Annotated in this window: 15 protein-coding genes; 8 read left to right on the top strand and 7 right to left on the bottom strand. The window is 58.9% G+C overall.

The window, feature by feature from the left end:
- The first annotated feature begins 44 nt into the window (after nucleotides 1-44).
- Nucleotides 45-1,973, top strand: a complete 1,929-nt coding sequence (locus tag ACZ881_RS13870; RefSeq protein WP_476116272.1) for a hypothetical protein — start codon at nucleotides 45-47, stop codon at nucleotides 1,971-1,973.
- On the opposite strand, the gene ACZ881_RS13865 is transcribed toward ACZ881_RS13870, so the two are convergent.
- On the bottom strand, nucleotides 1,970-4,324 hold the full coding sequence (locus tag ACZ881_RS13865) for a HelD family protein (RefSeq protein WP_476116270.1): 2,355 nt from the start codon (nucleotides 4,322-4,324) through the stop codon (nucleotides 1,970-1,972). The genes ACZ881_RS13870 and ACZ881_RS13865 overlap by 4 nt on opposite strands.
- A 123-nt stretch (nucleotides 4,325-4,447) precedes the next feature.
- Here ACZ881_RS13865 and ACZ881_RS13860 point away from each other — a divergent pair, with 123 nt between their 5' ends.
- Complete coding sequence (locus tag ACZ881_RS13860; RefSeq protein ID WP_476116268.1) at nucleotides 4,448-5,083, top strand: hypothetical protein; 636 nt, start codon at nucleotides 4,448-4,450, stop codon at nucleotides 5,081-5,083.
- Nucleotides 5,077-5,376 (top strand): HNH endonuclease, encoded by a 300-nt coding sequence (locus tag ACZ881_RS13855; protein ID WP_476116266.1) that lies wholly within the window; start codon nucleotides 5,077-5,079, stop codon nucleotides 5,374-5,376. The genes ACZ881_RS13860 and ACZ881_RS13855 overlap by 7 nt, the downstream gene beginning before the upstream one ends.
- Nucleotides 5,377-5,453: 77 nt before the next feature.
- On the opposite strand, the gene ACZ881_RS13850 is transcribed toward ACZ881_RS13855, so the two are convergent.
- On the bottom strand, nucleotides 5,454-5,774 hold the full coding sequence (locus ACZ881_RS13850; RefSeq protein ID WP_476116264.1) for a hypothetical protein: 321 nt from the start codon (nucleotides 5,772-5,774) through the stop codon (nucleotides 5,454-5,456).
- A gap of 400 nt (nucleotides 5,775-6,174) precedes the next feature.
- Between ACZ881_RS13850 and ACZ881_RS13845 the strand changes: the two genes are divergently transcribed.
- Nucleotides 6,175-7,566 carry an APC family permease gene (locus ACZ881_RS13845; RefSeq protein ID WP_476116262.1) on the top strand — a complete coding sequence of 464 codons (1,392 nt, stop codon included), beginning with the start codon at nucleotides 6,175-6,177 and terminating at the stop codon, nucleotides 7,564-7,566.
- Between the two features lie 46 nt (nucleotides 7,567-7,612).
- Here ACZ881_RS13845 and ACZ881_RS13840 read toward each other — a convergent pair whose 3' ends face one another.
- Complete coding sequence (locus tag ACZ881_RS13840; protein ID WP_476116260.1) at nucleotides 7,613-8,485, bottom strand: SDR family NAD(P)-dependent oxidoreductase; 873 nt, start codon at nucleotides 8,483-8,485, stop codon at nucleotides 7,613-7,615.
- Between the two features lie 67 nt (nucleotides 8,486-8,552).
- Nucleotides 8,553-8,918, bottom strand: a complete 366-nt coding sequence (locus tag ACZ881_RS13835) for a TfoX/Sxy family protein (protein ID WP_476116258.1) — start codon at nucleotides 8,916-8,918, stop codon at nucleotides 8,553-8,555.
- 424 nt (nucleotides 8,919-9,342) lie between these two features.
- Between ACZ881_RS13835 and cspE the strand changes: the two genes are divergently transcribed.
- From cspE to ACZ881_RS13820, 3 genes are all read left to right on the top strand, one after another.
- Entirely contained in the window at nucleotides 9,343-9,546 is a 204-nt protein-coding gene (gene cspE, locus ACZ881_RS13830) for a transcription antiterminator/RNA stability regulator CspE (protein ID WP_024819996.1), read from the top strand.
- A gap of 391 nt (nucleotides 9,547-9,937) precedes the next feature.
- Nucleotides 9,938-12,496 carry a helix-turn-helix transcriptional regulator gene (locus ACZ881_RS13825; RefSeq protein WP_476116255.1) on the top strand — a complete coding sequence of 853 codons (2,559 nt, stop codon included), beginning with the start codon at nucleotides 9,938-9,940 and terminating at the stop codon, nucleotides 12,494-12,496.
- A 21-nt stretch (nucleotides 12,497-12,517) separates the two neighbouring features.
- Nucleotides 12,518-13,780 (top strand): APC family permease, encoded by a 1,263-nt coding sequence (locus ACZ881_RS13820; protein WP_476116253.1) that lies wholly within the window; start codon nucleotides 12,518-12,520, stop codon nucleotides 13,778-13,780.
- 236 nt (nucleotides 13,781-14,016) lie between these two features.
- On the opposite strand, the gene ACZ881_RS13815 is transcribed toward ACZ881_RS13820, so the two are convergent.
- On the bottom strand, nucleotides 14,017-14,430 hold the full coding sequence (locus ACZ881_RS13815; protein WP_476116252.1) for a hypothetical protein: 414 nt from the start codon (nucleotides 14,428-14,430) through the stop codon (nucleotides 14,017-14,019).
- A gap of 106 nt (nucleotides 14,431-14,536) precedes the next feature.
- On the opposite strand from ACZ881_RS13815, the gene ACZ881_RS13810 reads away from it, so the two are divergent.
- Entirely contained in the window at nucleotides 14,537-15,793 is a 1,257-nt protein-coding gene (locus ACZ881_RS13810; RefSeq protein ID WP_476116251.1) for a plasmid pRiA4b ORF-3 family protein, read from the top strand.
- A gap of 767 nt (nucleotides 15,794-16,560) precedes the next feature.
- On the opposite strand, the gene ACZ881_RS13805 is transcribed toward ACZ881_RS13810, so the two are convergent.
- Nucleotides 16,561-17,946: a UDP-glucose dehydrogenase family protein gene (locus tag ACZ881_RS13805; protein WP_476116249.1), complete on the bottom strand. Its 1,386-nt coding sequence runs from the start codon at nucleotides 17,944-17,946 to the stop codon at nucleotides 16,561-16,563.
- Entirely contained in the window at nucleotides 17,943-19,112 is a 1,170-nt protein-coding gene (locus tag ACZ881_RS13800) for a glycosyltransferase family 4 protein (protein ID WP_476116247.1), read from the bottom strand. The genes ACZ881_RS13805 and ACZ881_RS13800 overlap by 4 nt, the downstream gene beginning before the upstream one ends.
- Nucleotides 19,113-19,688: the final 576 nt, after the last annotated feature.

Below are 19,688 nucleotides of genomic sequence, written 5' to 3'. Positions count from 1 at the left end.
CCAGCATCGTGGTTCACTGCATCGACGGGTGAAAGGACACAAACATGCTGAGCTATCGGACGCTTCTCACTATTAATCCGAAGTCGGATTCTGATGTAGTACAGGGAGTACTGGACGCGACCTTCGAGTGGTTCCAAAGTAAAAGGCTGGACACCAATGCTCTACGACCCAACGCCGAGGTTGCTGTGGCTGGTCATGCTCGAGTGATGTGGATTGCCCCCGATTCTGAGACGTTCGCGCGCACTCATCGCCTGGTTCTTACAGAGCAGTCATCAGCAAGCGAATGGGTATCCACTATTACGGTGCGGCAGCCAATAGATGGACCTCCTTGGTTCTGGGTGGATGTCGAAGGGCCGGAGTGGGCCGGAGCTCCCCGACTTGTTGGATCCTTGATGGAGAACTATTCCTGTTCCGATCGTGGCGTTCGATTGACCAAAAAGCCTGTGGTCGTTCGCCCTCAACAGGTCGACAAACTAATACAGCTACTTAACAGGCCGGGCCGGAGGACTGCGTCCTTCATAGCCGGGAGTAGTCCTGCATTGAACATGCGGGACTGGACGGAGTTTGTCGGAAACATCCTAAAACAGACTACTGGTCAAGCGTCTGCCTACGTACTGGATCCAGTGGCGACGACCCTGTTTAACCAACGAGTGGGTGCCAATTTCGGAGTGAAAGCTGGAATGCTGAGGATGTATCTTCCGGAGCTGGACGCCAGTGACTCACAAGATTCTGCTCGACACCGGTTCCTGACAGCTGAATCGCTGGCCACCCAGGACGTCCGTCGTCTCGGCAAGACACTGAGCTACAAAGCGCGTGAAGTTGCTCAGACGGCGCTTTTGGATGACGGCATTCGCCTCTTGGACCGGCAGCTTGACGATCTGGAGACTCGAATTGGTCTCCGTCCCGGAGCAACCGAAATTGGCGCAGCGGCCTTGGATCAAGCCGAGGGCAAGAGGCGACTAAGTGCCTCGGACCCGTCCGTGGCTGCCGGAAATGAGCCACTTGAGCTTGCGGCACCGTCTGTCTCGTCGGAGAGCGCGCCCGACGACGATACAGAGGCAGAGGATGTAAAGATCGGTAGTTGGGACTCCACCCTTGGAGAGCAGGCCGAGACCTACTTGGCCCTTCGGGCGCTCGTAGAAGAGTACGCCGGGGGCAAGACATCACTTGACGCTGTCGAATCGGTTCGTGGACTCTTGGATGCGGGTGTTGCGGCTGAGGCATTGAGCACGCGGCTCTTAGCGAAAATCGATCAGAAGTCTGCGGCCTTGGACACTGCAGCAGTTGAGCAGGCAAGACTTCACCGCCTCGTGGATGACCTCGAGCTGGACGCTTGGGAGACGTGGGAGCATCTCGAAGTCCAGTCCGCGCGTGCTCGTAGCGCGCAAGAAATGGAGTTGAAACTACGGGGCATGCTGGCCAAAGCCGGTGGTAGCAACGTTGACTGGGCTCTGCTCGACGACGTTGAAAGGCCCGAGCTTTCAGTTCCCCAAAATTTCAACAGCCTCGTGGAGTCATTCGATAATCTCCAGTACGTCATTTACACAGGAAACAAGGACGTCACTGCAAGCCTCGATGATCATGATGCTATTGGACGGTGGTGCGATATGACATGGAGTATCGTCCTGGCGTTGAACGACTATGCACGCTTTAAGGCGGAGGGTAGCGACATACAGGGCGTACACGCCTACCTTGAGTGCCCGCCACCCGGCGGCCGTAGCTACCATCCGGGTCGTCATGCTCGCGACGAGAGTGAGTCAGTGAAGAATAACCCGAGTTTTTCAACGCCCCGCACGCTTTCCGTACCAACGAAGGTCGACCCCAGCGGAGAGATGTTCATGGGAGCACATTTCCGAATCGCTAAACATGGACTTGTGTCCCCAAGGTTGCACTATGTCGATGCAACGGCCGCTGCGGGAAAGATCATCATTGGCTACATCGGGCCGCACCTTCCCAACCCTCAGACGAACTAATTCTCGAGTTCTGCTCCTTCGATCTTGTCCCAAAGAAGATCTACGACCCTCCTTTGAACATTTGGACCCACTTCAAGGAGAACCTCGAAGAACTCCCTGGCAATGCCTTGGGCAACGTGTTCGAGCACGGGTTTTAAGTCGCCGGTTGAAGCCGATTCCGCGGGCGAGGGATTCTTAATATCACTGTGATCGGTATCTTCCGTTTGGGAGCCGCTAGTAGCTGTATCCGGGGCAGCGATCCGGGCGGCTATTTCAACTGCGTCCGATTCGCTTAAATTCGGTTCATCCGTTCCATCACCGGTCGGGTTCGAACCGGTATCGTCTTCGTCGCCGAGGAAGTCGGCCAGTATCTTAGGGATTCTGTCGGCTCGCATGACTACGTCCAGATGGTGGACTGTGCGGGTCAATGCAATGTACAGAAGCTTGTCGCCCTGTGCCAGATTCAAGATGGAGGCTGGCTCGACAACGACTACGGCATCAAACTCAAGGCCCTTTGCATCCTCAGGGGAAACCAGATTGATTCCTTGGGACAACCCACCTTCGGCCGATTCGCTGTGTCTGATGCCCGCCGCGTGAAAGGCAGCACGAACAGAGTCCATCTGCGGTGCAGCTACGACGACTCCCACAAACAAGCCTCGTGAGCTATGTTCTTTTACAGCTGACACCACTACATCGTGAAACGTCTCGGCACCCACTGCATACCAGCGGGGATTCTCCTCTGTCTGCCGTGGGAAGGCTTGGGGCGCAGTCAGCCCGGGGGCTGCCGTTGCCAGCACCTTGGCAGCGACAGCCAGGACAGGCGCTGGCACACGATATCCGATGGTCAGCTCCGCTTCAGTGAAATTGTCCTCAGTGCCCAGCGTGGTCAGAACTTGGTTCCAGTCTTTGCGCGCATAAGCTGACGTTGCCTGTGCAATGTCTCCCACTACAGTCATGGACCCGTTTTGACTTCGTCTCCGGATTGCTCGGAGTTGCATGTAGGAAAGGTCCTGTGCTTCATCCACGACGACGTGCCCGAAACGGCTGACCGTCCCATTAATTGCATTGGCGGCGCAGTCGATAACGCCGAGATCTGCCATCGTCCATGGTTCGTCGCCGATCTTCTGGGCAGCAGGTCTGTATAGCAGCTCGGTTTCGGACTCCGTAGCGCCGGCTCGAATAAGTCGGTCTTTGGAGCCGTACAATTCCCGCACGAATTGCTGTGGAGAAAGCGAAGGGTACACCCGTTCGGTTTGCTCTTCCAGGGATGCTCTGTCTATGAGTGGTGCGGAGTCCCTTCTGCCAGCGTCGATCCTGCCCGCTACGAGTGACTGGAGGGCAGCCTTAAACTGAGCTCGCCGGCGATTGTAAAGACCTGTTGTAATCTGGTGTAGAACGCGTTCGATATCCTCTGCTGCTACAGAAACTGTTAAGGCAGTGTCGAGGCGTCTTACCTCGAGACCGTCTGCTGGAACTCGTACCCGTCCGCTGAGCCCTTTCTGGACAATAGACTCCATCTTCGCGGAGCCCTTCTTTCGTTCTGTGTCACCGCTATCGGTGGCTCGAGGCCCAAAATCACCTGCTAGCAGCTGTGCAAGCGACTGCTGGACTACGTCCACGTCCCCGAGAGTAGGAAGTACACGCCTGATGTATTTGGTGAATGTGGGGTTGGGGCCAACAACGAGTACATCCCTTGGCTGCAGCTCCTCCCGGTAGTTATAGAGGATCCAAGAAACGCGGTGGAGAGCGACCGCAGTCTTTCCAGTGCCGGGCCCACCCTGAATAACAAGAAGTTGGTCCTTGGGTGCTCGAATGATGCGGTTTTGCGTAGCAGTGATGGTCCGCACAATATCCCGCATAAACTCGTCACGACCGCGACCGAGGTCCTCTAGGAGTGGATCCTGCTCACCAACGAAGGTCGCCGCGGAGATGTCGTCAGAGAGCTGCTGGAATAGCACATCATTGAAAGAGTCGATCCGATTGTGGGTTGTGGAGAATACCCTCTTGCGCGCAAGCCCGTGAGGCTCTTCGGGTGTTGCCTCATAAAAAATTTCACCGACTTGAGACTGCCAGGGTGTGATGAGGAGATCATAGTTTTCGTCGCGGATCGCGACGCTACCGAGGTAGATTGTCTCGCCGTCCTCTAAGTCCATCCGCGCTGTGGCAACTGCCTCCGAGGGGGCCAGCTGTCTCCGATTTAGCAGAGCCGCACGCTGACTTGATCGCTCATGGACGTTTCCGCTTACGGTTGAGGAGCTAACGTCTGCTGCGTGCCTGTCATAAGCCTGCTTGGCTGCATCGAAGTATTCCTGTTCGAGGGACCTCTCGGCCTCGAAGGCGTCCCGGTCCGTGTCCTGCAGCTGTGCAGTCATAATGCCCCCTGTGACTATTGGAGTCATTAAAGCAGAGCGCTGCGACAAAAACCGTTGGCATCCCGCGAGTGGCATGACCTGTGATCATTTACGCGCTACATAGCAAAGCTGTAGCCTGGCTGGATGTACATCGATGTTGGTGGACAACAGGACAGCCTCGACGCCAGACTCCGGACCGCTGCTTTCGTCTGGCTTGATCAAAAAACGGCAGCTGGTTCCCGGAACCTTCTGTTCTCTGAAACTCAGTCATTCAATTTTGAGGGGCGGCGCATTCCTCTAAAAGACAGAGTGAAAGGCATTTGGAAGCCAGCAGAGCTTTCGGCCGCATTATCTATCACCACGACCTATCGCCCCCCGGGCGTTGCGCATCCCTACAATGATTTGATTCACAAGTCCGATGGGCTTCTACGATACAAATGGAACGGCGAGAACGGCGAGAACGGCGACGAGTCGACCAATCGCTCCCTTCGTGAGGCCATGGTGCCAGCGTCCCGCTCATATGGTTCTTTGAGGTTGGAAAGGGCATATTTAAGCCCCGTGTATCCGGTCATCGCTGTTGGTGAAGAACCTGGGAGCCAACAGTTTCTTGTTGACGCAGATCCCTACCTTAATTCCAAGCAAAATGCATCACCCGCGGAAGAACTTCGCCGGTATCTACAGGTCGAGACGCGGAAGAGGCTGTTCCAGGCAGTCTTCCGGGGAATGGTGCTGCGGGCATACCGGGAACGGTGTGCAGCCTGTGGCACGCGCGAATGCTAGATGCTGCCCGCATCATTCCAGACAGTGACGACGATGGTATCGCCTCTGTCGTCAATGGGCTTTCCCTATGCAAAATCCATCATGCAGCCTTCGACACAAGCATTCTTGGAATCCGACCAGATTTCGTTGTGGAGGCGCACCCCGCACTATTGGCGGAGGTTGACGGGCCCATGCTTCGTCACGGTCTACAGGAAATGCGCGGCCGACGGATCGCACTGCCCAGTGCTCGTGCGGAGCGCCCAAGCGTGGATCTCCTTGAACGCGCATATGAACATTTCCTAATGGCAACGTGACAAGATGCACGGTCGATCAACGCCGATTCTATGGTTACCCAGACGTTGCCACGAAGCGAGTTGGCCAGCCTAGGTACTCAAAGTTTGTCAATCCAAGTATCTTCTTCTCGTAGGTCCCAACTCGACGCGCCTTTGGTGCGGGGCTTCGCTGAGGTGATTTGCTTTATCCGACTCAATACTCGATGGGCTTCGGCCGCGGTAAGCTCCCTCAGCGCGGAAATTGGACGTACGGTACAGCTCTGTACAATCTCCTGCCGTCGGTCCTGTCCAACAATTCCAGCGACGGCAAATGCTTCACGAATAGCGATGCGCTGGTAGTCGTGAATTGGGAGATCGACGGGACCTGCGGTTTCGGGAAGTTCGTCGCTTGACTTGAAATTGAAGAGGGCATCAGGCACGGTGACAAGCCTACTAGCGAAGCCGTGGCTGTGGAACGGGGGCTGTTGGGCGTGCCCGCATGAGTCTGGCTTGAAGCTGGCGTCGGCTCACGCAGCGAACCGGCTAGCAGTGTGACGGCTCCGAGATTCCGCCCACTTCAGAGAGGTCCGATGCTCGCGGGGTCAACAAACAACCGCTCCGGATGATGATGTAGTGGCGTTCCGTGTTCGCTGACTGCATCACATATTGACTGTGACGAGGCTCACCGCTTTAATAAACGAATGCCATTCATTTATGACTAACTAGGATCCTCCTCCATGGTTAGCGAAGGCAAACAATCCCGCACCCACCAGCGCGAGCCCCTACCCCCAGCTCGGCCGCAGTTCCCCCAGCGCCCCCTCATCAGATTTAGGATCCCCAATGACCCCCACATTTGATACTGATACACCGGCAGGCGAGAAGCCTGTGGGGCCAGCTTCCACTCAGACTCCAACCCGGGGTTGGCGCCGAGTCCTTGGCGTTCCCTCGCTGGTGTTGCTGGGCTTGGTCTACATGGTGCCGCTGACGATTTTCAGCACCTACGGCATTGTGGTGGAGTTGACGGGCGGGCGCCTTTCGGCCGCCTACGCAGTGACGCTGGTGGTCATGCTATTCACCGCGCGCTCATATGGCCGGATGGCGAAAGCATTCCCGTTCGGGGGATCGGCATACACCTACGCGACGCGATCGTTTGGAGCCGGGCTTGGCTTTATGGCTGGATGGTCTCTCTTGCTGGACTATCTGCTGCTGCCGATGATCAACTACCTGCTTATCGGAATCTACATGGAAGCCGCATTCCCTGCCGTCCCTGCATGGGTTTTCATGGTGGTCTCCATCCTGGCCGTGACCGTTCTGAACATCTTGGGCATCACCGCGATTGCCAAGGCCAACTTCGTTGTGGTGGGACTTCAGGCGCTCTTCATTGTGCTGTTCGTTGCGCTGGGACTGTCATCAATTACCGGCACCGGCAATCTTGACTTGATGGCTCCGTTCACCGGAGTCGATGGGGCTGAGGGCGTCTCCCCGATATTGGCTGGCTCCGCAATTCTGTGCCTGTCGTACCTGGGATTCGACGCCGTTTCCACCTTCGCTGAGGAGACAAAGGACCCGAAGCGCAATCTGCCCAAGGCCATCATGCTAACCACTGTGCTGGCCGGTGTGATCTTCCTAGGACTCGCGTATATCAGCCACCTTGTACTCCCGGTCAGCACATTCAATGATGTGGACGCAGCGGCCATCGAAGTCATTGGCGCGGCGGGCGGAAACCTTCTCGTTGCCTTCTTCACCGCCGCATACATTGCAGGAAGTCTTGGATCGGCGCTGACGTCTCAGGCGTCCGTTTCGCGAATCATTCACTCGATGGGTCGTAGTGGTGTCTTCCCTGCTGCACTGGGTCGGCTCCACGCTCGATTCCGCACACCCGTGCTTCCAATTCTCTTGACATCAGCCGTTTCGCTTCTGGCCTTTGTACTTGATCTCCTGACTATTTCATCGCTGATCAGCTTCGGTGCGCTGGTCGCTTTCTCCGTGGTCAACCTGGCCGTGATCAAGCACTACTTCGTTGATGAGAAGGTACGCGGCGCCCGGGGCATAGTTCATAACCTTGTGCTGCCAGGCATAGGTTTTGCCTTGACGGCCTGGCTGTGGACGAGCCTGAGTGGGTTGTCGTTCACGTTCGGGCTCGCATGGGCGGGCGTGGGCGTGGTCTATCTGGCCTTCTTGACTCGCGGATTCCGCAAGCCTGCGCCGCAGTTGGAGCTCGAGCAAGCTTAGAGGCAGCTGCTTTCGGAAGTCATCCTTGACGAGGACGCTGCCCAGGTCACAGGATCTTCGACAGCCGCGTGCACTCTTCCCACAGCCGCTTCCGCGCGGCTGGATCAGAGCCCATGCCCGGCGTCGGCAGTTCCTTGCGTTTCGTCCAGAGCTTGCCGGGTACCGTCGCAGTTTCTGGCGAGGTGGCTAGCCAGACGGCCGTGTCGGCTGCTTTCTCTGCCGTCTTGCCGAAGGTATTTGTCACCCATCGGAACGGCCCGCCAACGTCCTGCAGAAGACCGGTGTTCTTGACGAGGCCCGGATGCACTGCGTTGACCACCACGTTTGATCCGCGAAGGCGCTCCGCGAACTCCTGCGTTAATAGGACCCGGCCCAGCATCGTTGGCGGGGTGGAGCGAAGGTAGCTGTAGTTGCCTTTCGCGGTTTGCAAGTCGTCGAAATCGATCTTGGTCACCGATGGACCGCCCGAATACCTGGACGCGATGTTTACGATCCGCGATGGCTGCCCCTGATCCCTGCTCGCGCCACGTTTGAGCGCATCCAGGAGCAGATTCGTGAGAAGGAAGTAGCCCATCACGTTGGTAGCGAACGTGAGCTCGAGGCCATCCGCGGTCACGTGGCGTTCCTTGCGGAAAACGCCGGCCGCGTTGACGAGGACGTGCAGCTCGTCGTGACGGGAAAGGAACTCCTCAGCCGCCGAGCGGATTGACGCTTGGCTTGAGAGATCGCCGGCAAGGGGTTCCAAGGTGGCGTCTGGGACTGCGGCCCGAAGGTCGCGCACAGCCTCTTCTGCCCGAGCTTCTGTCCGTCCAACCACGACGACGGTGGCACCTTCGCGGGCCAGAGCAGTGGCGATGGCCTTAGCAAGGCCACCCGTAGCGCCGGTGACGAGCGCTGTTCGTCCATTCATCGAGGCCATGGCTTGATCTCAGCACGAAACGGCGGGTTTTGCGAGAGTCCTGCGATGCTTGCTGAGCGGACAGTGGTTACTTCTTGGGCGGACGCGACTTTGGCGCTTTCGCCGGGAACGAGCCCACATGGTCAAAGGCTTTGGCCACCCAGGGCTCGGCCTTCTCAGCGTCATCGTTCCAAGCTTCGGGAAGACCTGTGTATCCGCCCATGGGACGTTCTTCAGGGCCGAACGGTTGAGTTTGGTGGTTAGCCTCGAGCTCAGCTTTGTCAGCCTCGGAAAGGCGGACGCCGATGGTGGGGCCGAAGAGTCCTGCGAACATGTTGCCATTGACGAATGCGCCCAGATTGCCGAACATCGGCTTGACGATGACATCCGGATGATCGGGCAGCACTGAACGGAAGCGTTCCTTATCGGCGTCAGAGGGCTTGGGCATCTGCAATTGGTGTCCTCCTATGTGGCTTTGCGAGCGGCCCCTTTGCTTGATCCTGTAGTCGCGCCGTGGGAAAAGCAATACAAAAATGCATGTCCTCGACAGTTGCGACTTCGTCACGACACCGGCTTGGGGAGTGGCTGTCAGCCTTAGCTGGAGCCGACGATTGACAGAGATTGGCCGCCCGAGGTGTGCTAGGACGTTGATATATTTCTTGGTCAGTCCGAACATCGGATGGATAAATATTTCCCAGCACTAGCCATCTGCTCAAATCTCTGTAGACTAGTTGGTGTTGTTGTGTTTGGCATTTGGTAGTTCAGGCAGTCCCCACGATCCTTCCGGATCGTGACTTTCTGAAGTAACTGTGGAGAACACCCCACACCCGGAGACCCGAAAGTCGGGACAATCTCCACCTTCAGTAAGGACTGAAAAAATGGCTACAGGTACCGTAAAATGGTTCAACTCCGAAAAGGGCTTCGGCTTCATCTCTCCTGAAGATGGCAGCCAGGACGTTTTCGCTCACTACTCTGCGATCAACTCCTCGGGCTACCGCTCCCTCGAAGAGAACCAGAAGGTTTCCTTCGACGTCGAGCAGGGCCCCAAGGGTCCCCAGGCAGTAAACATCCAGGCTGTCTAGTCTTCGGATAACTCAAAAAGCAGGGCCGGTCACTGACCGGCCCTGCTTTTTTGTCTGCCCTTAGCAGGAAGATGTTTTCTAGTGCTTCTTTTCGTCATAGAACATATATCCACATAGTGAATTACACCCATGTAATTCACTTCCGGCTCTCCGTATCGTGGGACGTAGTCCACCCGCAGAGCTGAAGGAGCATCCTCATGGATCGCCCAATATTCGAACAGCCCCACCACCTAGACGCATCGCGCCAGCACCTAGTTTTGCCCGAATCACCACCTAGACTGCCCGAAATCGGTCTGTGCAAGGCCGTTTTGCCACCTAGTCCCGTTTTCAAGATCTAGCCTGCGAAGTGAGCCTCATGTCGGGCATCCACAAAAACAGAAGGCTAGGTCGCGTGTTCGATTCAGAGGTTCAGCGAATCCTCGACTTTGTTGCCCGCGGCATTGGTGTCAGGGTTGTTGGCGCACCGGGTAGCGGTAAAACATCGGTAGTACGCAGCGTCATGAGCAATCTGGAGAAGACTGGCGTTTCCGTGCACTTCATCAGTGGACTCCGTACACACCGCACCATCCCGTACTCGGCCATCAAGGGGCTCGGACTGGAAATGAGGCCTGGCCGCAGCGGTGTCTTCGATATCGCTGATGTGTTCTCCAGCCAACTGGCCAAGGCCGGCAAACACCTGCTGGTTGTTGACGATCTCCACCTGGTGGATAGCGAATCCTTGGCAGTCCTGGAGGCTGTGAGGCGGAGATCCGATTGTCCTATGGTGGCTACGGCGCCGGAAACATGGACTTTCTCCCGGGGCCAGCTGGCCGTGCTCAACAACGGTAGGGAGGCGCACCTGCAGTTGGATCCACTCCACTACGAGCAGGTCCACCTACTCATCGCGCAGGTTCTTGGTGCCCCCGCAGACGCAGACACAACAGCGCGCATCCTCACCAAATCGGCCGGAAACCCGCGGCTCATCGTGCGGATCGCAGAGACAGCCTCACTGAGCAACCTGCTGGTCATGAAAGACAAGCAATGGTGCATGACGGCCGACACCCTATGGAACGAACACCTTCGAGGCACACTTGAGGCCCTCCTGGCTGAACTGGGTGCTGAGGAGTTCACGGCGCTGCACATCATGGCGATTCTCGGTACGGCACGGGTTGATGTCCTCCACAAAGTCATCCAGCCCGATGCCTTGGAAGGCTTGGAGCGCAGGGGATTCCTGTCCGTCCTGGCGGACCACCACAATGGCTCAATAGCGGCCATTAGTCCGCCCGTCATCGCTGACTACTTCCGAGGGAACAAGAAGCTCCGGGACCGCAAACTGCTCCGCAGCAAGATCGCCGGCGTCCTTGAAGCTGCCCCTCAGGTGGCCCCGGAGAAGCACACCACGGCAGACTGCCTCTCCCGTGTGCTTTCATCTCTGCGTCTGGAGAAGGGCGACGACGACGCCATAACTTCCAGGCACTTCCACGACCACAACGCGGACCGGGAACACATCCGCTTCGAACGCTGGCAGGCCAACAAGTCAGCCGCCAACGCCGCAGCACTCCTCCGCATGTACTGGGGTGCTCCCGTGAATGTGGAGCGTGCCAGCCTTGTCTGCGCCGAAACAACAGATTTCGACGCCGATCCCAGAGACCGCCTGTTTGTCACCATCACTGAGGCCATGCTTGCGATCCACACGGGCCGCGGGCCAGGTGCCGCCGTCGACATCCTCCAAAAGTTCGCCGGGGACAATCCGCAGCAGGTAGCTGAAGTCCAGAATGCCATTCTGTTCATCAGTGCTTCCCACGGCAGGGTTCCAGCTGATCACGCTGACGAGCCAGGCGTTTCTGGCGGCCAAGGATCGGGAATGGGGGTGCTGGTCCATGGTTTGCTTGAGTTGTACCGCTTCAAGCCAGCTGCAGCGTTGGAAGCCGTTGACGGTGCGGGCGACGATGATGCCTTTTCGCATCTTCGGCCGTTCATACACGGCTTCGCCCTCTTTGCCGCCGGACGCGTAGAGGAGTCGTTGGTCTTCGCCCTGGACTGGCGGGCCGAAGCTCGCAAGAATCTGGACCAGTTCGGCGTGGTTACCAGCAGCTACGTGGCCGCCCACGGACTGCTTTACCGAGGCCACTTTGAAGAGGCCGAGTACCTGATGAGCAGCGTCTTTGCGATGGGTCGCCCGGGCTTCGTCGTCGACTCGCTCTACGACGCCATGCTCAGGTTGGCTGGGCTCAGGCACGCGACGACTGCCATAGTGCCGACGCTTTCCATAGCTGCACAGGCGCGGACGGAGGTGCCGGACGTTGGTCCGATACCCGGCATCGGCAAGGGAGCCTACGAGCTCATCGCTCACCACAATGCCCAGCCTTCAGTGTTCGACCGAAAAGCCGCCAAGCTCATTAGGCGGCAGTTGAAGAGCGGCTACGTCCTTGAAGCCATGATGACTGCGCTGCTCTGTACGTGCCTTTGCCCGGGCCGACCAGTTTTGGATCTGCTGCAAAAGATCCTGCGGGAGAGCGGCGTGACAGTCCATGACCAGCTCATTGCCATCGCTACCGCGGTGGTTGAAGGTGACCATAAGCTGCTGGGGCTGCTCCTCAAGCACTATGAACCTGACATCGACACGTACCAGGTGGGAATGCTGCTCCGAGGAGCCCTCAAGCGCCACGTAATCGACGGTGATGCTGCCGCAGCCGACGCCATGGCGCAGGCATCATCCGTCTTCGCTGTCCGCTTCCCATCGGCCAACGAGCAGCTCTCCTTCAATTCCTTCAGGACGACGCCGCTGACCGAAAGGGAGATCGAGGTCGCCGTACTAGCCGGACACCGCACCAATGTAGAAATCGCGGAGCATCTCGGCATCAGCGCGAGGACAGTTGAAAACCACATCTCCAACGCGCTGCGGAAGACTGGTGCAACATCCCGCAATAGTCTTTTCATGCTGGTGGGGAATTCACTTCCGCCGCGCTGACCCGGGATAGGCTGGATATCCGTGAGCAACTCTCCGGCTTTGGCCCGCCGACTAGGTACGTTCGACGCATCGCTGATCGGTTTGGGGTCAATGATCGGCGCCGGTGTCTTTGCGGCGTTTACCCCAGCCGCCGCTGCCGCGGGATCAGGGCTGCTGATCGGGTTGGTAGTGGCTGCCTTCGTCGCCTTCTGCAACGCGACCTCGTCGGCCCAACTGGCTGCGGCCTATCCAACGTCCGGCGGTACCTACATCTACGGTCGGGAACGGCTCGGCCCTTGGGCCGGGTTCCTGGCAGGATGGGGATTCGTCATTGGCAAAACGGCGAGTGCCGCTGCCATGGCGATGACCTTCGCCGCCTATGCCGCACCGCAAGGCTGGGAGCGCCCGGTGGCGATTGCCGCCGTCGTAATTTTGACCGCTGTGAATTATCACGGAGTGACCCGCACCGCCGGACTGACGCGCGTGCTGGTGGTCGCTGTACTTGCTGCCCTGACGATTGCTGTCGCAGCGGTTTGGGGTGGCTCCGGTCCCGACTTTGGCAGCTTTATGGGCGAGGGGCTGCTGGCCCACGGCTGGTACGGCATCCTGCAATCAGCGGGGCTGCTGTTCTTTGCTTTCGCCGGGTACGCAAGAATCGCGACGATGGGTGAGGAAGTGCGTGAGCCCAAGCGCACCATACCCCGCGCGATCAGCATTGCCTTGGGGATCACCATCGTCATCTACGCCGTTATTGCCATTACTTTGCTGGCGGCTCTCGGCCCCGACGGCGTGGCTGCTACGGCGACCCCCTTGGCCGACGCGGTGAGCGCTGGCACCTTGGCCTGGGCTTCGCCCGTAATCAGAGTCGGTGCAGCCGTTGCGTGTCTGGGTGCGTTGTTGGCACTCGTCGCAGGGCTTGGCCGGACGAGCCTGGCCATGGCCCGCGAACACGATCTTCCGCACTGGCTCTCCGCTGTGCATCCGCGCTATAAGGTCCCGCATCGTGCCGAAGTCACGTTGGCTGTAGTGATCTGTCTGATTATCGCAGTTGCGGATCTTCGCGGGGCAATCGGCTTCTCATCATTCGGCGTGCTGCTTTACTACTTGGTTGCCAACATCGCCGCCTACACTCAGCCGTCGGAAGACCGCCGCTACCCTAAGTTCCTGCAGGTGGCAGGTGCTGTTGCATGCGTGGCTCTTGTTGCCACCCTTCCGCCTGTATCAGCCGGGTTGGGTGTGCTGATGTTCGCGGTGGGCATCGCATACCGCCTGGTGCTTTTGCGGTTTGACCGCCGCGCCGGCTGATATTCCGGCTGGGCACGGCCCCATCTGGGGGTAGTCGGATGGAGCCGTGCCGCAGTGCCTCCTACGCGTGGAGCGAGTGGGGTAACCCGCCGGACACCGGGAATCCCGCCCCGAGAGGCACAAAAAGAGACTATGGCCGGCAATCGGCCTCTAGGTGCTCGAATCCTCAAACTAGGTGGTCGGGAGACGCATAATTGGGGGTAAATTCATCAAAAATAGGTGCTGAGCGGCAGCGTCTAGGTGTTGGCCCGGCGTCGAGCATTCCTACGTTCCACGGACTCCATGTAGGTGACGATGCTCGCAATAGTCAGGGCTACAGAGCAGACAACAGCCAGCGCAGTGGACGCCTCCTGGAATGGCACCACCACCAGAGGGCTCAGCATCATGGCATTGCCAAAGCCGGATGCAGCGAAGAGGCCTGCTTTAAGGAGCAGACACGTGAGCGGTTCGGCAATCAACATCGCTACGGGCGCCACAACACCCAGAGCCATGGTGAGAACGACAGCCGTGGTCCGCAAATCTGAAGGATCAAGGATGTCCAGGCCTTCTGGCGGGGGCGCAGTTCCGAGCAATGTGGCCGACACCGCCGAGCAAACAGCTATGACGCAGGTGATGATGCGAAGCGCTGCTGGGTAGAAGTGCGTGATCACTGGTAAGTCCTTGTCGTTGTAGGTTCAACCCCCGTCCGTAGTGGTAGTAGTCCATAACAATGACATATGACGCGAAACCTCTCTTTGCGCTGAGAGAATGACTCATATGGAGTCCCCCATCACCGTTCCAGCCGTTGAGTTGCGCATTTCAATCAGTGAGACTGAACCGCTCATCTGGCGGCAACTCGTCCTCCCCGACACCGCCACAGTGGCTGAGCTGCACCGTGCCATCCAGACCGCATTCGGGTGGAAGGACGCTCATCTCTACGCCGTTGCCGGCCACGACCGTGCGGGCACGAAACGCATCATCATGGGAGTCGACGACGGCGACGGTCCGGCTGGTACTGAGTTAGCGGCTGACGTCCGGCTAACTGAGCGTTTTGACCCGCACTCGCCTGGGTTGTCGGACCTTGAGTACGACTACGATTTCGGGGACAACTGGACCCACGAGATTGAAGTTGTTGGACCTGCCGTGCTCCACGAGCACTCTATCGCTTGCCTTGACGGAGCTATGCGGGGGCCCATAGAGGATTCAGGGGGAGTGGGTGGGTATGCCAACGTGGTTGCCGTTGTGTCCAACCCCAAGCATCCAGAGCACAGGGAAGCCGTGGAATGGCTCGAGTTCGTGACGCAGGAACGTGTGTCCAAGTTCGATCCGGCTGCTTTCGACCTAGAGGCAATCAACGGGCAGCTCCGCAGTTTGGCGCAACGGTTCTGGCCAGGCGAAGTGACGACCGCCGACCAACAAGCGGTTCTTGGTCCGATTCTTTGGTTCCTCAACGAGGCACGTTCTGACGGGTTGCCGTTGACGTCGGCCGGCTATCTCAAGCCGGCGTTTGTGAAGCGGGCGATGACTGAACTCGGCTGGGATGACGAGTGGATCTCCGCAGGGCGGGTCGAAGTAAGCACGCCGCCCATCCGAAACCTTCGGGAGCATCTGCAGGAGTGGAAGCTTCTCCGAAAACTAAAGGACAAACTGCTCCTGACACCCAAGGGACGGAAACTGGTGGGGGATCCCGCAGCCCTATGGGATTTCCTCGCCGACCGGTTGGCGAATCCGGGCACCGATGCAGAGAAGATCGCAACGCCCTTGCTGGTGCACTGGGAGCTGACCGGAGACGGGCCGCCCTACGGGTTGAGGGATCAGGTGCTTCAGGCAGCGCTTCATCAGGCTGGGTTGAGGACCAGAGCGGGCCAAGGTGAAATACCGCTGTCCTGGGCTACCGACTTGTACTACGACATCGACCGGAGCCTGCACAGGTTGGAGCTTTGGGAAGGCATCAGCTGGGGGCGGTCTGACCAGAAGTTGTCCGACGCCGGCGTCAAGTTCCTCCTCGATGTCCAGAGCCGCTGGAGAGATTGACTCGCTGCAACCTTCAACAGCTCCGATTGAGCGCTACTTCATGATTGGTTGTGCCATGATGGCCGGATGAATGGAAAGCGGCCGCAGTGAAAAGGGCAGAATTGCTGAGCGTCCTGGCGACCGAATTATTGGCTCTAGCTCCAGTGCGTCAACTAATTGCCATTGATGGAGTCGACGGAAGCGGTAAGTCGACCTTCGCAAAGGATCTCGCCGCAGTACTAAAGGGCCGACCAGTCGTGACGATCCACGTGGATGACTTTCTCAACCTCCAGGAGGTCCGCCACCGTCGAGGTCGAACGTCGCCGGTAGGGTTCTGGCTCGACACTTATGACTACGCCGCTTTGGATGAAAATGTTCTTAGCCCGCTAGGCAAGGGCGGCGACGGGTGGTTTTGCCCGGCGGTCACGGACGCTCGCAGAAACATCAGGCTGGACCACGTTAAACGTCTGGCCCCGAAAATGCGCTCATCCTGGTTGAAGGTATGTTCCTGCAACGCGACGAATTGTTTGGGCGCTGGGACTACTCGATTTTTCTTGACGTCCCATTCACTGAGACCGCAGGGCGAATGTCAATAAGGGATGGGGGAAACCCAGATCCAAACCATCCGTCGATGCAGCGGTACGTGGGCGGGCAACGCCTCTATTTCGAGAGCGCTCAACCGTGGTTGCGAGCTACTCGAGCCGTGGACAATACCTCTCCCGACGAGGCCAGCCTGCTGTCACTGAACGAAGCGACGCAGCACCAAAGGTAACCGGCTGCCAACAAACCTACGCTCGTGCGTGCTTGTTCCTGTCGGCGGGCTTGGCCTGGCCTCCGTCAGCGCCAACAACCGAAGCACCCGTCCCCAAACCGCGGACCGTCCAACCTGCGCTCCGCCAAGCTTCAGCGTCCAGTACGTTGCGAGCGTCCAGCACCATCCGGCGTCGTACGAGTGCTCCCGCAACAACGGGCGAGAGCGATACGTATTCGTCCCATTCGGTGAGCAGCAGCACCAGTTCGGCGCCTTCGAGGGCGCGTTTGGTGGAGGCTTCGAAGCGGATTTGCGGGTATCGGATCCAGGCATTGTTGATGGCTTTGGGGTCCGTGACGGTCACGTGTGCGCCGGCGGCCGCGAGCTGTTGGGCGACGTCCAGGGCGGGAGAGTCGCGGATGTCGTCGGTGTCGGGCTTGAACGCGGCACCAAGGATTGTCACCGTGCGGCCGGACAGGAAGCCGCGGCACATCTCACGGGCGACCTCCACAGCTCGGGAACGCTGGTCCAGGTTCACCGAATCAACCAGGGCCATCCACTCATCCACCGACGGCACCGAAAGCTCGCGCGCCTGCGCCCGAAATGACCTGATGTCCTTGGGCAGGCAGCCGCCGCCGAAACCGAGCCCGGCGTGCAGGTACCTGTTGCCGATGCGCGGATCCAAGCCCATCGCTTCGCTGAGCTCGCTTACGTCGGCGCCCGACGCGTCGCACAGTTCAGCCATCGCGTTGATGAAGCTGACCTTCGTGGCCAGGAACGCATTCGAGGCCGACTTGATGAGCTCCGCCGTCGCGAAATTGCAGACCAGCCGCGGGATACCGGCGCTGATCAGCGGCTCGTACACCGCATCCAGCACTGCAGTAATCGGCGCGCCTGCTGCGGCACCCTTGCCGCCGGGGACGCCGTAAACCAGGCGGTCAGGCACCAGCGAATCCTTGACGGCCGTGCCCTGACGCAGGAACTCGGGATTCCAGCCGAGCAACACGTCCGAGCGACGAGCCAGGATTGCGCGGAGAGACTCCACCGTGCCTACCGGCACTGTTGATTTTCCCACGACGGCGGCACCCTTGGTCAGGTGCGGCAGGAGGCTCTTCGTAGCGCCCATCAGGTATGAGAGGTCGGCTGTGTCTGAGGTCTTGGACTGCGGGGTACCCACGCAGAGGAAGTGGACTTGGGCATCAGCGGCAGTCGCGAAATCCGTGGTGAACACGAGCCGACCGGTGGTGCGTCCATCTTTCAGGAGCTCATCTAGTCCAGGTTCGTGGAAGGGCGCCATCGCCTTGTTGAGCTGCTCAACCTTGGAGGAGTCGACGTCGATACCCACCACGGTGTGGCCCATCGAAGCGAGCGTTGCTGCATGGACTGCGCCGAGGTAGCCGCAGCCGATCACGGAGATTTTCATGAGGAGGGTCCTTTGCTTGAGGTGAATTCGCTGGGCCCGATTGTTCCGCTGGGCACGCCGGAGATGACTTCGTTGTAATGGCGCACCAGGTCTGCGCTGAGGACAGGCCACGTCCGGCCCTGCACCGAAGCGGTAGCTGCCGTTGCGAACGCGCGGCGCTTGGCGTCGTCGCCGATCAAGTCCTGCACATAGCCGCGCAGCTGGCCAAGGTTGCCGGGCTCATACAGCCAGCCGGTACGTGAGTTCTCCACGAGGTCCAAGGGGCCGCCGCGGCCGGTCGCGACCACGGGAACGCCCGATGCCATGGCTTCCTGGATGGTTTGGCAGAAGGTCTCGAACTCGCCGGGATGGACGAAGAGGTCGAAGCCGGCGACAGCTTGAGCCAGTGCATCCCCGCCGAGGAATCCGGCGAAGTGGGCGTTCGGCAGGGCCGCTTGAAGCGCTTCACGTTGCGGGCCATCACCAACGATGAGCAGTTTCGTGTTCGGCAAATCCGCCAATACGGCCAGATCCTCAACCTGTTTCTCGACGGCGAGCCGGCCGACGTAGCCGATGATGCGGTGACCGTCGGGCGCCACTGAGCTGCGCCACGCCGTCGAACGCTTAGCGGGGTTGAAACGCGCGGTATCCACACCGCGACGCCACATGTCCACGCGCAGGATGCCGCGTCCGCGCAACTGGTTCAGCGCGAACGTTGACGGCACCAGGGTTCGGGTGGCCAGGAGGTGGATGTTGTCCACGCGGTTCCAGGCCCAGTTCTCCAGGAACGGCACACCGTAGCGGGCGGCGTAGCTGGGAACCTCGGTTTGGTAGATCGCTACAGTCGGGATGTCGAGCTGATGAGCGGCCTGCACGGCGCGCCAGCCGAGGACGAACGGGGAAGCGAGGTGCACGACGTCGGGGGAGAAATCGGCAAGGATTCGCTTGACCCGATTCACACCACCCAACGCAACCCGCACATTCGTGTAACCGGCCAGCGGCACCGAAGGAAGCCGGTGCACATACGCACCCTTCTCGACGCTCGAAACATCAGTGTCCGACGTCGACGGCGCGATCACCATCACCTCATCCCCGCGCTCCTGCAGATGCTCCAGCACCCGCAGTATCGAGTGGGTTACCCCATTCATCAGTGGCAGGAATGATTCGGCGACGATTGCGATCCTCACGCCTACAACGGTGGTCGCGGCGGTTGGCTTTGTGGGTTCGAACGGGTGGCTTGTGGGGGAAGAGTTGGTTAACAGGTGGGTTGGTTGGCTTGGCGACTGCGTGCTGAGAGCATTTCATCTGCAGATCTGCATTTTTGCTGGAGGCTGGTTCGGGCACGTTTGGGAATAAGCCATATGACTTCAGCGCGGGGAAGCGTAGCCTTCCGACGGAGGAAGCCATCAACGTCAGTGGCTCAGCTACTCACCATCAAGCATGTCGGTGCAGGTATTCTCGAGGGCCGCGACGAATAGGGCAGTTATCGCCTTTAAGCAATCATGATGGTTGGGCAGCAAAGGGCGCCATATCTCCGGTCAGTTGAGAGACGGGGACGGCACCTGACCTTCTCAGAAACCCTGAACCGCGAAGTTCTTCAGGCATCATCGCTACCAAGTCAACAAAGGGGGCGAACTGCTGGCTATCAAGGTCTGCGCTGAACTTGCTGAATAGTTCCAGCGTTTCGTATACCGCCAGCACGTCTAGGTCCGTCGGGGGAAAAGGTCCATGAATCCATGACCCAAAAATGTAGAGGTCGATGG

This window comes from Paenarthrobacter sp. TE3676 (genome assembly GCF_056279165.1).
This window is presented reverse-complemented; position numbering and strand designations above follow the sequence as displayed.

Coding starts and splice junctions, on each gene's coding strand:
- ACZ881_RS13870 (WP_476116272.1), top strand. CDS start 45: ATGCTGAGCTATCGGACGCTTCTCACTATTAATCCGAAGTCGGATTCT.
- ACZ881_RS13865 (WP_476116270.1), bottom strand. CDS start 4,324: ATGACTGCACAGCTGCAGGACACGGACCGGGACGCCTTCGAGGCCGAG.
- ACZ881_RS13860 (WP_476116268.1), top strand. CDS start 4,448: ATGTACATCGATGTTGGTGGACAACAGGACAGCCTCGACGCCAGACTC.
- ACZ881_RS13855 (WP_476116266.1), top strand. CDS start 5,077: ATGCTAGATGCTGCCCGCATCATTCCAGACAGTGACGACGATGGTATC.
- ACZ881_RS13845 (WP_476116262.1), top strand. CDS start 6,175: ATGACCCCCACATTTGATACTGATACACCGGCAGGCGAGAAGCCTGTG.
- ACZ881_RS13840 (WP_476116260.1), bottom strand. CDS start 8,485: ATGGCCTCGATGAATGGACGAACAGCGCTCGTCACCGGCGCTACGGGT.
- cspE (WP_024819996.1), top strand. CDS start 9,343: ATGGCTACAGGTACCGTAAAATGGTTCAACTCCGAAAAGGGCTTCGGC.
- ACZ881_RS13810 (WP_476116251.1), top strand. CDS start 14,537: ATGGAGTCCCCCATCACCGTTCCAGCCGTTGAGTTGCGCATTTCAATC.
- ACZ881_RS13805 (WP_476116249.1), bottom strand. CDS start 17,946: ATGAAAATCTCCGTGATCGGCTGCGGCTACCTCGGCGCAGTCCATGCA.